This is a genomic window from Enterococcus sp. DIV0901a (genome assembly GCF_051711525.1).
Lineage (GTDB): Bacteria > Bacillota > Bacilli > Lactobacillales > Enterococcaceae > Enterococcus_B > Enterococcus_B faecium.
Map to the genome: position 1 here is coordinate 718,936 of NZ_JBIOMW010000001.1, position 12,607 is coordinate 731,542.

General features: G+C 38.7%; 11 protein-coding genes. 9 read left to right on the plus strand and 2 right to left on the minus strand.

Translation table 11 applies throughout. The annotated features are described in order from the left end of the window. Window positions 1–19: 19 nt before the first annotated feature. From IGL70_RS03360 to IGL70_RS03370, 3 genes are all read left to right on the plus strand, one after another. A complete protein-coding gene (locus IGL70_RS03360) occupies window positions 20–325 on the plus strand; it encodes a DUF1292 domain-containing protein (protein WP_002290887.1) in 306 nt (101 codons plus the stop codon). Window positions 326–898: 573 nt separating this feature from the next. Then, a complete protein-coding gene (locus tag IGL70_RS03365; RefSeq protein ID WP_002325086.1) occupies window positions 899–1,735 on the plus strand; it encodes a sulfite exporter TauE/SafE family protein in 837 nt (278 codons plus the stop codon). A 64-nt stretch (window positions 1,736–1,799) separates the two neighbouring features. Next, window positions 1,800–2,231: a GNAT family N-acetyltransferase gene (locus tag IGL70_RS03370; RefSeq protein ID WP_025480023.1), complete on the plus strand. Its 432-nt coding sequence runs from the start codon at window positions 1,800–1,802 to the stop codon at window positions 2,229–2,231. Between the two features lie 67 nt (window positions 2,232–2,298). Here IGL70_RS03370 and IGL70_RS03375 read toward each other — a convergent pair whose 3' ends face one another. Both IGL70_RS03375 and IGL70_RS03380 read right to left on the minus strand, forming a co-directional pair. Then, complete coding sequence (locus tag IGL70_RS03375) at window positions 2,299–3,621, minus strand: 2-hydroxycarboxylate transporter family protein (protein WP_002301062.1); 1,323 nt, start codon at window positions 3,619–3,621, stop codon at window positions 2,299–2,301. 153 nt (window positions 3,622–3,774) lie between these two features. Beyond that, window positions 3,775–5,415: a malolactic enzyme gene (locus IGL70_RS03380; RefSeq protein WP_002306156.1), complete on the minus strand. Its 1,641-nt coding sequence runs from the start codon at window positions 5,413–5,415 to the stop codon at window positions 3,775–3,777. A gap of 329 nt (window positions 5,416–5,744) precedes the next feature. Here IGL70_RS03380 and IGL70_RS03385 point away from each other — a divergent pair, with 329 nt between their 5' ends. The 6 genes from IGL70_RS03385 to IGL70_RS03410 all read left to right on the plus strand — a co-directional run bounded on the left by IGL70_RS03385 (window position 5,745) and on the right by IGL70_RS03410 (window position 12,602). Further along, window positions 5,745–6,215, plus strand: coding sequence for a DUF4809 family protein (locus tag IGL70_RS03385; RefSeq protein WP_002306157.1), 471 nt, complete (start codon window positions 5,745–5,747; stop codon window positions 6,213–6,215). A gap of 382 nt (window positions 6,216–6,597) precedes the next feature. Next, window positions 6,598–7,701, plus strand: a complete 1,104-nt coding sequence (locus tag IGL70_RS03390) for an alpha-hydroxy-acid oxidizing protein (RefSeq protein WP_104873699.1) — start codon at window positions 6,598–6,600, stop codon at window positions 7,699–7,701. Window positions 7,702–7,984: 283 nt separating this feature from the next. Then, the gene (locus IGL70_RS03395) at window positions 7,985–8,665 is read left to right on the plus strand and encodes a WxL domain-containing protein (protein WP_104873697.1); all 681 of its coding nucleotides are present in this window, start codon (window positions 7,985–7,987) and stop codon (window positions 8,663–8,665) included. Between the two features lie 89 nt (window positions 8,666–8,754). Continuing rightward, window positions 8,755–9,789, plus strand: coding sequence for a DUF916 and DUF3324 domain-containing protein (locus tag IGL70_RS03400; RefSeq protein ID WP_104873696.1), 1,035 nt, complete (start codon window positions 8,755–8,757; stop codon window positions 9,787–9,789). A 13-nt stretch (window positions 9,790–9,802) separates the two neighbouring features. Beyond that, entirely contained in the window at window positions 9,803–10,138 is a 336-nt protein-coding gene (locus tag IGL70_RS03405) for a hypothetical protein (RefSeq protein ID WP_002301068.1), read from the plus strand. Continuing rightward, window positions 10,122–12,602, plus strand: coding sequence for a hypothetical protein (locus IGL70_RS03410; protein ID WP_104873695.1), 2,481 nt, complete (start codon window positions 10,122–10,124; stop codon window positions 12,600–12,602). Before IGL70_RS03405 ends, IGL70_RS03410 begins: the two co-directional genes overlap by 17 nt. Window positions 12,603–12,607: the final 5 nt, after the last annotated feature.

The following is a 12,607-nucleotide window of genomic DNA, read 5'->3' on the forward strand; positions in this document are numbered from 1 at the left end:
AAAGAAAAGAGGTAATCTTATGACAGAACATAACCATTCCCACGACCATGAAGGACACGAACACATCACATTGGTGGATGACCAAGGAAATGAAACATTATATGAAATCCTACTAACAGTTGACGGACAAGAAGAATTTGGACGTAACTATGTTCTTTTATATCCTGCTGGTGTTTCAGAAGATGAAGATGTAGAATTACAAGCTTATGCATACATCGAAAACGAAGATGGAACAGAAGGCGAGTTAGAACAAATCGAAACAGACGCAGAATGGGACATGATTGAAGAAGTATTCAATACATTCATGGCGGAAGAAGAAGAATAGAACAAAAGAATGAATTAATAAGATATAAAAAAAGGGATTGTGACAAACGTCTTGTCACAATCCCTTTTTCCAAATAAACGATGTTCAATCAGCTGCCCCTCGGCATTCGCTCGAAAAACGGCGAAATATGAAGAACTATTTTGCCATTTGTTTCTCTAATAATCAGGTCAAAACGTTGACTTCACAGTCTCTTCCTTAAACGGTGTTCTCCTGCCAACTCCTCGGTCACAAGTCACAATATTCAACAAACATGAGAAGCTGTTTTTTGAAATTGTTCCTTGTGACTCAAAGCTGAACGGCAGGCTCACGACCTCTTTCTTAAACGGTGTTCAAAAGCTTGCATCTGCGGTAATAAGTTCAACCAAACGAAAAATATGAGGAGCTATTTTTGTTTGGCTGTTCTTATTACTTGATGCAGGACAGCTTTTTCACAACCTCTTTTCGTTTAGTACTACATTTCCTTAAAAAGTAGAAAAGCTTTCGAAGCCTCGTTCGTTTCTTTTACTGTATAATATAAGCAAAGAGTAAAAATCGCTAAAAGATATAAATAAGAGAAAGGATATACAAGATGATATGATTGGTCTGATTTATTTTGTGGTGATCGTTCTGGCAAATACAGTTGGCGCTATTTCCGGCATGGGCGGAGGCGTGTTGATCAAACCGATTCTTGATCTTATCGGTGCCCATTCTATTGCAGGTATTTCTTTTTACTCAACGGTTGCGGTATTCACGATGTCTATTGTTTCGACAGTGCGACAAGTATCAAGTGGGAAATCGCTGAATTGGCAGATTGTCGGTTGGGTATCTGGTGGAGCTGTAGTTGGAGGAATAGCCGGTAACATTGTATTCGAAGTTTTTTTACGGTTGTTTGAAAATGAAAAGCATGTGCAGCTGATCCAAATTTTCTTGACGGTATTGACCTTGGTTTTTGCGTTCTTCTACACCAAGCATCATCAGCCAAAATTTCATCTAACGTCATGGATTTGGTATCTTATATGTGGGGGGATCTTGGGCTTTTTAGCTAGCTTTTTAGGTATCGGTGGTGGACCCATCAATGTTTCATTACTGATGCTGATGTTTGCTTTGCCAATAAAAGAAGCAACGCTGTATTCTCTATCTACGATTTTCTTTTCTCAACTGGCTAAATTGGTAACGATTGCTTTAACAAGTGGCTTTATGCGCTTTGATTTATCTATGTTGTTTTATATTATCCCCGCTGCTGTTATTGGAGGTTTGTGGGGAGCAAAATTTAGCAGGATTTTGTCTCCAAAAAAAGTGACCTTTATTTTTCAAGTAATTGTCCTCGTGGTTCTTTTGGTCAATTGTTACAATGCCTTTGTCATCTTACAAACATTAGGAGAATCTAGACTAACGCAAGTCAAAATCACTGAAACATATTGTTCTAAATGAAAAAAAGAGTATACTATGATAAAAAAATTCATTTTAAAAAATCAGAAATTGGCTGGTGATTTGGATGTTGCGGGAAATGCGTTTAGAAGATGCAGAAGCACTACGTGAAATCAATGCGGATCAATTAGGGTATGATATACCATTAACCGTTACGGTGAGACAAATGAAGAAACTGCTTAAGGAGCCAGAGAAAAATTTTTTCTTGGTTTATGAAGATCCTACTTCTAAAAAAGCAGCTGGCTATGTACAAGCGGAGTCCTATGAATCGATTTTTAGCGATCCAATGTTCAATATTATGGCACTTGCTGTGTCTAAATATGCTGAAAAAAGAGGCATCGGAAAGGCTTTGATGACTGGCGTAGAAGAAGCGAAAAAACGAGGAATAACGGCAATAAGGCTTAATTCTGCAGAATACAGAGTAGAAGCACACCAATTTTATGAACACATCGGTTATCATTCCGATAAAATGCAAAAAAGATTTTTGAAAATCCTGTAAATCTTTATCACAAAAATACCCGATCATCAAGCCGATACTTGATGATCAGGTATTTTTGTTTTTTTGACTAAGAAAGTAATTGCATCAAGAAACCAGAGATGATCAAAACGATGGCACCACCAAGTCGATTGCCCATTTGAGCAAAAGCAATAAGTTCCATCCGATTAGCTGCAGATAAGACGGCTACATTTCCTGTTCCGCCCATCGAGTTGTTGCATAAGCCAGCAGTAATAGTTGATTCAATTGGATATAAACCAAACAAACGACCGACAAATCCTGAAACAACTGAAATCGCGATAACACTTGTCAGACATAAGACAACAAATTGCCATGTCAAAGCAGAAGCTAATACATTCAGATTCAGCAACGCAATACCGATACCGGCAAGAACAGCTGCTGTCAAGTTTTTGACAATCAAGTTATTGAACATGATAGCTGCATCTTCATAATATTCTGGTAATAGGTTGGCGATTTTACAGATGACAACGATAATAATCATAAATGCGTATGCATGGACTTTAGGAACAAAATAGTTACCAATTTGTCCTAAGATGAAGAAAGTCAATGATACCATCAAACCAACACCTAACTGTGGAATGGAAGGTTTCACAGTTCGAGGTTTTCCATCGCCAAGATCGCCTTTTTCCATTAATTTACCATTGCCGTTGAATTTTGGCATTGATTGTCCAGCACGAGCAACTAATGCTGCACCGATGATAGCTAAGACATTTGTCATTGCTGTAGCAGGAATCAGGCGGGAAATGATAGAAGAAGCATCCGTACCTAAAACATTTGCATAAATCGTTGATAAAGGAACGGCTCCGGCTCCAACACCACCAGCCATCGCAGGTAATGAGATGTATAAAACGGAATTTGCAAAACCATTTCCGATAAGCATGCCCACGAGTCCTACGGCAAAAAAGGAGACGACCATTGAAATAAGTGCAACGGGAATAAAACGAACAGAAGCTTTCATCAATAGATTACGGTTCATACCAAGGATGCTACCAGTAATCAAGGCAGCAATATAAAAGTCCAAAAAGCCCATATTGCTGACAAAGTTTTCTGTGGATTTCACTACATATTCAGGTAAGATCCCAAATGTAGCAATCGCAGCAGAAGCGAAGATCGCAAAAACGGAACCACCACCCAAATAACTTTTGACGATAGGGATTTTTGTCCCGATAAAATGAAATAAATTACCGAAAATAACCAAAACTGCGATTGGTCCAATCATATTCGTCGGTAATTTCCCTAAAGCCATTGCAATGATCAGGACAAGGACCATGATCAAATAAAGTGGCAAACTTACGCCGGTGATTTTTGTGGACCAAAAACCTTCTTTTTTCTTTTCCTCAACTGCAGTTGCAGTTGTTGTTTTTTGTGCCATTTTTACAGATCCTTTCTTATTCTGTATCATATGAAAAAAGCCAAAGAAAAGCGGCAAAAGAGCAGGAGTTGGCTGGCCGCTGTTTTGCCGCAGTCGCTTTTTTCTTTTTAGACGTCATACAAAGTTTCTGTATGTTCTTTTACTATAACGATCTTAATCTTCTAAAGATTTATATTCAGGAACCCATTTAGCAGATTCAACTGCTTCTTTGATATCCGTGATTTCTTCACGATTCAAGTTTTGTGCGACAACTGATTTTGCGACAGTTTCAGCAATCGTCTGAGAAAATTCAGTGATTTTTGCTACTGGAGGCAAGATAGCTGCTCCTGGTTTTGTTACATCAACGATTCCGCCTAATGCTCGACTAGCTTGAGAAATGATTTCAGCATTTACTCGTGTAGCTGTTGAAGCAATCAAACCAAGTCCTAAACCTGGGTACATCAAAGCATTATTTGCTTGACCGATTTGGTAAGTTACACCGTTATATTCAACATCAGCAGCAGGGATACCTGTTCCAACTAATGCTTTTCCGTCCGTCCATTCTATTAAATCTTTTGCTTTTGCTTCTGCCAATTTTGTTGGATTAGACAAAGGCATGATGATCGGACGTGGTGTATGAGCAGCCATTTCTTTCACGATTTCTTCAGTAAATGCTCCAGGTTGGGTAGAAGTACCAATCATGATTGTCGGATGGATCGCTTTTACAACTGCTTCTAAGTTTGTCAATTCATCAGCATTAGTGAATTCTGAGCGTTTGCGAGCGAATGGGATTTGACCAGGAGTCAATCCTTCTGTATCTTCAAACAATAAACCTTGTTTATCTACTTGATAGAAATGTTGGCGTGCTTCTTCTTCAGGTACACCTTGACGGATCATCTCATCTAAAAGGATGTTTGCGATACCCACACCAGCAGTACCAGCACCAAATGTCAAAATTATTTGATCTTTCAATTGTTCACCGGATATATTCAATCCGCCTAATACACCTGCTAGGACAACAATTCCTGTACCTTGGATATCGTCGTTGAAAGTAGTGATTTGATCTTCGTATTTTTCTAAGATCGCTGCAGCATTTCCTCGTCCAAAATCTTCCCAATGCAATAACAATTCTGGGAATAATTCGGTAGCTGATTGAACGAATTGATCGATGAATTCATAGTAAGTTTCGCCTTCTACACGAGCATGACGATTGCCTAAGTATAAGGGATTATTCAATAATTCTTCATTATTAGTACCAGCGTCGATCGATACAGGCAAAACTTGTGCTGGATTAATACCAGCAGCAGCAGTATAGACCATCAATTTGCCGATAGCGATGTCAACACCGTTCACACCCCAGTCGCCCATACCTAAGATTCCTTCTGCATCAGTCACAACAATCAAACGAATGTCTCGTCCATCTGCCGCGTTCTTCAAACTTGCTTTGATGTTTTCTGGTTCGTCGATTGAAAGAAATGCAGCATCTTGCGGTTTCAAGAAAATTTCGTTGTATTGTTCGATTGAATCCGCAACGACAGGATCATAAACGACAGGCATGAATTCAACTAAATGTTCGCCCATCAATTTATAAAACAATGTCCGATTCGTATTGAATAGATTCATTAAGAAGATACGTTTTTCCAAATCTGTTTGTTTGCTTAAGTATTGACCATAAGCTTGAACAGATTGTTGTTCCAGTGTTTGGACAGTACTTGGAAGCATACCAGTGATTCCATATTTTGCCCGTTCTTCTTTTGTAAAAGCTGTTCCTTTATTTAGAAAAGGATTATTTAATAAGTTTAACCCTGTAAGCATGAATGATTCCTCCTAAGTTTTAATACAAACGAAGTATAGAAGTCAGATGATGATATAGTCAAAAAGAGCAGGTATGATAAATTTTATTTATATGTAATATAGCCAAAAGAAATCAAAATAGCAGTATTTGTTCTTTTTATATCGACAATCCTTGCTTGAATACTATGCGTATCTCTTATATGCTAGAGAAAGAAAAGTAGAAGAATAAGGGATAGATGGAATGGATAAATAGGATTTCTGAGGAAAAAAGCACATGATAGCGTTGATAGGAGTCACCTATGTCAGGTGATAAAAATACATAAGTAGAAAATTAAGAGGAGGAAGAGAAAATGAAAGAAGTTCAATTGATTAGAAAAAGCGAACTATCAGAAGGCGGTTGCAATGCATGTGGCGTAGTAGAAGCGACAAGCTATACATTAAAATTAGATTCCAATCAAGCAATAATCTCTGAACTGACAGTAGGCGGTCTTGTGGACAGTCTGGCGCTTGCTGAAGGTTTTACTGGAGAAGATATTTATGAGATGTTTTCAGAAGTCCGTCAGTTAAAAAAAGGAGAAAAATGCATAGAGGTTCATCATGAGAGCCCGAATGTGAGGTTCAAACGTGGTGATAATGAGATGATCTTCAAGAATCATGTGTCTGATCACACTGAACTATATGAAATCGTGAATCAAATACTGTCTGGGCTTTTTGAATTAGGACCTTATGAGTTCAAGGAAGAAAACGGTAATCCAAAATTAAATGAAGAATGGCAAGAAACGATTGAAACACAAAGAAACAATCCACACTTATTTCAATAGTCTTCCACAGTATTTCGTAAAAATGTTGATGAAAAAGAAACACCGTGAATCAGAGGTCGTGAAAAAGCTGCCCTGCATCAAGTAATAAGAACAGCCAAACAAAAATAGCTCCTCCTATTTTTCGTTTGGTTGGGCTTAATACCGAGAAAATGGCTTTTGAACACCGTTTATTCAAAAAAAGGGACTTTGACACGAATTTTGTCAAAGTCCCATCGGTTTTTTATCTATTTTTATTACAATCATTTCTTCCAGAGTAGTGACATCTGGAATGGCTGAAATGTAAACAGATTATTTGCCTGTATCAATGTCGAAGAGTAATATAAAAAGTGTAAACGCTATCATATTGTTCGTCATTCAATTTTTATAGAAAGAAGGCATTTAGATGGAAAAAACATATCAAGCAGGTACAAATGAAGGAATAGTAGATTTTATCAATATGGAAGATTTAGAAATCGCGGCTTCACAAGTGATTCCAGCTGGTGGTTATGGTTACATCAGCAGTGGTGCTGGCGACTTATTTACTTATCAAGAAAATGAACGGGCATTCAATCATCGTTTGATTATTCCTCATGTATTAAGAGATGTAGAATTACCCGATACAACTACACATTTTGACGAAGAAATGCTGACTGCACCAATCATCATGGCACCAGTTGCTGCTCATGGCTTAGCTCATGTGAAGGCGGAGAAAGCTTCTGCAAAAGGTGTAGCAGATTTTGGGACGATCTATACAGCAAGTTCTTATGCTTCTTGTACTTTAGAAGAGATAAGAGAAGCAGGCGGGGAGAAAGCACCGCAATGGTTTCAATTTTATATGAGCAAAGATAATGGAATCAATTTGGATATTCTTGAAGTGGCCAAACGTAATGGAGCAAAAGCAATCGTATTGACAGCGGATGCAACAGTTGGAGGAAACCGTGAAACAGACCGCAGAAATGGGTTTACCTTCCCACTGCCAATGCCAATCGTTCAGGCTTATCAATCAGGAGTAGGCCAAACGATGGATGCTGTATATAAATCTTCCAAACAAAAACTTAGTCCAAAAGATGTAGAATTTATCGCTGCTCATTCTGATTTGCCAGTCTACGTGAAAGGTGTTCAATCAGAAGAAGATGTCTATCGATCATTAGAATCTGGTGCTGGTGGAATTTGGGTATCTAACCATGGTGGCCGTCAATTAGATGGGGGGCCTGCTGCGTTTGATTCGTTGCAATATGTGGCAGAAGCAGTAGATAAACGTGTACCAATCGTGTTTGACAGCGGTGTACGACGTGGACAACATGTTTTCAAAGCAATCGCATCAGGTGCCGATCTTGTTGCTATTGGCAGACCCGTTATTTATGGATTGTCTTTAGGAGGAAGTACAGGAGTCCATCAAGTGTTTGATTTCTTTAAAACAGAATTGGAAATGGTCATGCAATTAGCTGGAACACAAACAGTAGAAGATATCAAAAAAATAAAATTGCGTGAGAATCATTTTATTTAAGAAATAAATGACAAAAAAAATAGGAGTGCGGCAGATGATGCCGTACTCCTATTTTTATAGTTCAAGGATGTCACTAATAGAATAATTTGAAACGAAAAAATAAAATTGAAATATTTTTTCATACTTAATAAAAAAGGAAGAATATTCATGTAAACGATTTTATTGTTTTTTTCTCTTTTATACAAAAAGGGTCATAATTTCAAGTAAGCGGATGAATTCATGAGGATTTTTTGCATACTGTCTCTACTATACTTAGGTCACTAAGAAAAAGGAGTGATTTATTATGAAAAAGAACATGATTGGGACATTATTACTTTCAACACTTCTTCTAGGCGGCTTGGCAACACCAGCTTTTGCTGAGGGTCAAGCGACTTCAAAAGGAGATATTACCTTTACTGAACCAACAAATACCGTTGAGCCTCTTAACCCTACTGATCCTTCAAAATCAGTAGAGCCAGCAGATCCGGAAAATCCAGCAACTGGCCAGACAGGTCCTTTAACACTGGATGTAGTTCCTGAATTGCCATTTGGTACACACGAGATTGAAAGCGGAACAAAAACGTATCAAGTAGACGCTTCAAAAAACGATACACCTTATCTCCAAGTATCAGATCGTCGAGGTGTAGGTGCAGATGGCCAAGCACAAGGGTGGAACGTGACAGTTTCGGTTTCAGATTTTGTAAACGGTTCACAAGTTTTGCAAGGCGCTGAATTAGATTTTGGAACATCCACTGTTAAAAGTACGTCAGATAACGAATCCACTGGACCAACTAGTCAAACTGTAACTGGGTTGAGTAAAGCAAGTGCAGCGACACCAATATTTACAGCAGCAAAAGATCAAGGTCTGGGAACATGGCTTTCTGTTTATGATCCAGCAAATATCACACTGAAAGTGCCGAAAGCAGTAGCTGGAACATTCACGGCTGATTTGACTTGGAACCTCGTGGCTGGCCCAGTAGCATAGAGTATGAAATAAATTCAACAAACTGCGGTGAAAATACTATAGGTGAAGGATTTTTTACCGCAGTTGTTGTTGAAAGGATGTGGTGGACAATGAATCAAAGTAAACGACTGTTTGTTTCGTTTTTTTCTATTTTAAGTCTATTTTTCATTTTTCCGTCAATCAGCCAAGCAAAGGATTCAGCAGGAGACTTTGGAATCAAACCGGTATTTCCAGAGAACCAAATAGATAAAGCAATCGGTTATTTTGATTTATTAGTGGCACCGGAACAAAATCAGACACTAGAAGTAATTATCAGCAATTCTTCAGATGAAGAACGAACATTTGAGGTCTCTGTCAATCCGGCGATAACGAGTGATGGTGGAACGATCGATTATAGTCAAAAAAACCCAACGTTAGATGAGACATTGCCGTTTGATGTCCGTGACGTTTTGCTCATTGCGAAAAAGGAAATCAATGTATCAGCACATGCAGAAACAACTGTACCTATAGAAGTGAAAATCCCAGCAAAAATCTTTAAGGGACGTGTATTAGCGGGTATTCATGTTTCACCTAAAGAAGAAGCTAAAACAGAAAATGCTACAGAAGGAGCACAAATCAAAAATCGTATTGCTTATAATCTCGCAGTCGTTTTACAAGAAAGTCAAGAGACGATAGAACCGGATCTGAAACTTTTATCAGGAGATTTGGACGAGGTCAACGCAAAGCCAACTGTTCAGCTTCGTTTCCAAAATCCTCAGCCTAGGATTATCAGCAATTTGATATTTACGAGCAAGATCTTTTATGAAAATCAGCTTTATATTGAAAATACGTCTAATGCATTTTTAGTTGCACCAAATTCGAATTTTCACTTGAATCTTGATTTAGCTGGTGATAAAGCAAAAGCCGGCGATTACCGCGCAGAAATCATAGCAAAATCAGGCGACAGTAATGAATGGCGATTTACACAAAACTTTACGATCAAAAAAGAAAAAGCACAAAAAGTAAATGAAAATTCCGTTTTTGCAGTACAAGAACAATCTTTCCCATGGCTTTATGCAGGATTGGTTGCTGCAGTTCTAGTGTTATGGTTGATTTTGCTGTTTTTGTGGGTCCACAAGAAAAAGAAAAAAGGAGAAACAACATGATGAGGTGATTTCGTTGAAAACATCGATCTTATTGGGAGGGATTATTGCAAGTTTGCTGTTCTTCAGCTGGCAAGAGCCAGTCCAAGCAGATACCAAAAGTTCAGGTACGATTACATTTTATGATCTAAGTCCAGTTCCGCATCCAAGTGGTTCAGTCAATGGCGCATCAAAACAGCAGACACAGCTACCGATTTATAAAGAATCTAATCAACATGGCGTATTCCCGGAGACGAATGAAGAAAAGATCCGTTTTCTTTATTTGATCATTGGTATAGAATTATGGCTTCTTGCGTGGTTGTTGTTATGGAGAAGAAAGGAAAAGGAGGATGAACATGTTGCTACAAAATAAATTTTCATTTTTTCGCTCCTTCTTTTTTACTTCGCTTTTTGTTTTAAGTATATTTATCTTTTCACCTTCGGCAGAAGCTGTTGGAGCAACGCCTCCTGCCATTTCTTATGATCCATACACGTATGAAAATATCGTACCTCCAAATGGTGGACGTAGTGCAGTCAATGGCGGGAAGCTTGTCCAACTAACTGGGGCTAACCAATTGCCTAAATTGACTGCTACTTATTTGAACGATGGTTCAAATGATCCTTGGAAAGGTGGCACGGTCCGTTTTCATTGGGAAAGCCATGTGAAACTAACAAATGTACTTGATTTGGTGAATATCACTGCACAAGGATTTGCATTTGTGGCGATCATCAATTTGCCGGAACATGTATCAAGCAGTGATGTATTAAAAGCAATTGACTGGAACAACGCCTACTTGTATATTGCCGGTGCCCCCATCAAGGTTACTAGCGGAAGTTTATTATCAGCAGGAAGCCATACCTTGCGTTTCGGGATGGGTTCGTGGGATACAAATACTCTATTGGCAGATATCATCGCTATTATTACGCGAGGCGAATTCAACGTGGACGATATCCCGCTTCAATTTGATGTTACAGCTAATGTCGCGAAGATGACAGAAAACGGAGATAAATATGATACGAGTCCAAACAAAATTTTGACCAAGGGTAAATTACAACCTTCTATGTCTAAAAAGGCCGTTTTTTCTGTTGATTTTTATGATTCGAATAATATTATCCAAGATCGTATGTTCAATTCGATTTTAGCTCCAGCTGCAGGTAGATTTTATCCTAAATTAACTGGCGGAAACTTGAATCCAGGAGCATATGCATTTTCTGCAAGTGCAGAGATAAATACGTGGAATAGTTACATCTCACCAAGTGATTCAACAGGAAAATATAATACATTTGCTGATACCACAGAATACGTGGATGGAAATAACCAGAACCTTCCAGGCTCTACCAATAGTCGGACATTGACGATGGGGCTGACTGAAGGACGTTTTGATCAGTTGCCATTTAGTCGCTTTGATCGCGTAGTCAACTATTTTACAGGAAAAAACGTTACACAAGGAGCAATACTGACTCATACTCCAGCAAGCACAAGTGGATTGAATCAGACAGCCAATATCGTGTACAGTGGGAAAGATGCGCAAGGCGGATTGCTTTCTCCTGTTGCTTTAAAGGTATTGGAGCAGTACAAGCTAGACGGAACGGTTTTACCAACAAACTTAACAGCCGATAGTCAGTGGGGAAAGCTCCTTTCTTCTGCATCGTACCAAGTCACGGCCAATTGGTCAGCAACTGAACTAAAAAAGGGTTCGATCCATTACAGGCTTTATTCGAAAGGAACCCAAAAATTAGCGACAGGATGGACAGATCAACTTTTCCAAACGATCCAATCAAATAACGGGGGTGTAAATACAGCTACTTCTACACTACCTGCATTGGCTTCAGGGCAATATTATTTTGATTATCGCTTGGTGGACGATGTACTTACTAACATGTATCCGTCTTTTGCGTACAAATGGCAGTCTGAACAAGCTGGAATCACCACTCTTCCTCAAATAACAGTGGCTAATTTTCCATCTGTGAGTGCAGATAGTCAGCTAAAAAACCTTAGCAGACAACCTGAGACAGGAGATCCCCTGTCTGCTCTATCAGGAGATACGATTCAAGAAAATGTGACATTCACGTTAACAAAATCTGGGGATGCGATAACCGACAAAAAAATCACGATCTCACTTCCTGAAAATACTACTTATATCAATGATTCCTTAAAATTAAATGGTACAACTATCGCAGATACCGGCATTCAACAAGGAGTTTCTGTCCCAGCAGATCTATTGAGCAAAATAGGAGATACCATTCATCTTACTTACAACTATCAATTAAATACTGTAGATACTTCTTTACAATCCGTCAGCATACTGACAAAGGCAGCTGTACTTTCCAGCAATATTACATTAGCAGATGGTGCTAAGCTTCCTAACCCAGTTGTCCAAACATCTGCTAAAACAATTCTTGTCCCCAAACAAGAATTAACATTAGTTAATGTACCAGATGATTTTACATTTGGTAACGATCTCCCCAAACCGTTGAAGACAAGTTATTATGAAGCAAAAGGCGATTTTTCTTTTGATGTGCGGGATACTCGGCTTCCAAGCACGTCTCCTTGGCAACTGACAGGTACATTGACTTCTTTATTTAAGAATGATCAAGGTCAAGAATTAAGCGGAACAAAATTATACTTCAATCATTCTGGATCAAAGCAATTGATTCAGCAAGGTCAAAACACGTTGATTTATGAGAGTGATGGAACAGCTAAAGGAGAGGTTCTCGTTGACTTTCCCGATACCGATGGTTTACTCTTAGAGGTAAATAGCAGTACGAATGCTCAACCTGGCGCAACGTATCAAGGCATGGTCACATGGGAACTGACAGCTGGGCCAACCAGCTAAGTGAT

What these genes read in the sequence shown, in the direction of transcription:
- IGL70_RS03370 (WP_025480023.1), top strand. Translation starts at nt 1,800, where the DNA reads ATGTTGCGGGAAATGCGTTTAGAAGATGCAGAAGCACTACGTGAAATC.
- IGL70_RS03400 (WP_104873696.1), top strand. Translation starts at nt 8,755, where the DNA reads ATGAATCAAAGTAAACGACTGTTTGTTTCGTTTTTTTCTATTTTAAGT.
- IGL70_RS03365 (WP_002325086.1), top strand. Translation starts at nt 899, where the DNA reads ATGATTGGTCTGATTTATTTTGTGGTGATCGTTCTGGCAAATACAGTT.
- IGL70_RS03360 (WP_002290887.1), top strand. Translation starts at nt 20, where the DNA reads ATGACAGAACATAACCATTCCCACGACCATGAAGGACACGAACACATC.
- IGL70_RS03375 (WP_002301062.1), bottom strand. Translation starts at nt 3,621, where the DNA reads ATGGCACAAAAAACAACAACTGCAACTGCAGTTGAGGAAAAGAAAAAA.
- IGL70_RS03385 (WP_002306157.1), top strand. Translation starts at nt 5,745, where the DNA reads ATGAAAGAAGTTCAATTGATTAGAAAAAGCGAACTATCAGAAGGCGGT.
- IGL70_RS03410 (WP_104873695.1), top strand. Translation starts at nt 10,122, where the DNA reads ATGTTGCTACAAAATAAATTTTCATTTTTTCGCTCCTTCTTTTTTACT.
- IGL70_RS03380 (WP_002306156.1), bottom strand. Translation starts at nt 5,415, where the DNA reads ATGCTTACAGGGTTAAACTTATTAAATAATCCTTTTCTAAATAAAGGA.
- IGL70_RS03390 (WP_104873699.1), top strand. Translation starts at nt 6,598, where the DNA reads ATGGAAAAAACATATCAAGCAGGTACAAATGAAGGAATAGTAGATTTT.
- IGL70_RS03395 (WP_104873697.1), top strand. Translation starts at nt 7,985, where the DNA reads ATGAAAAAGAACATGATTGGGACATTATTACTTTCAACACTTCTTCTA.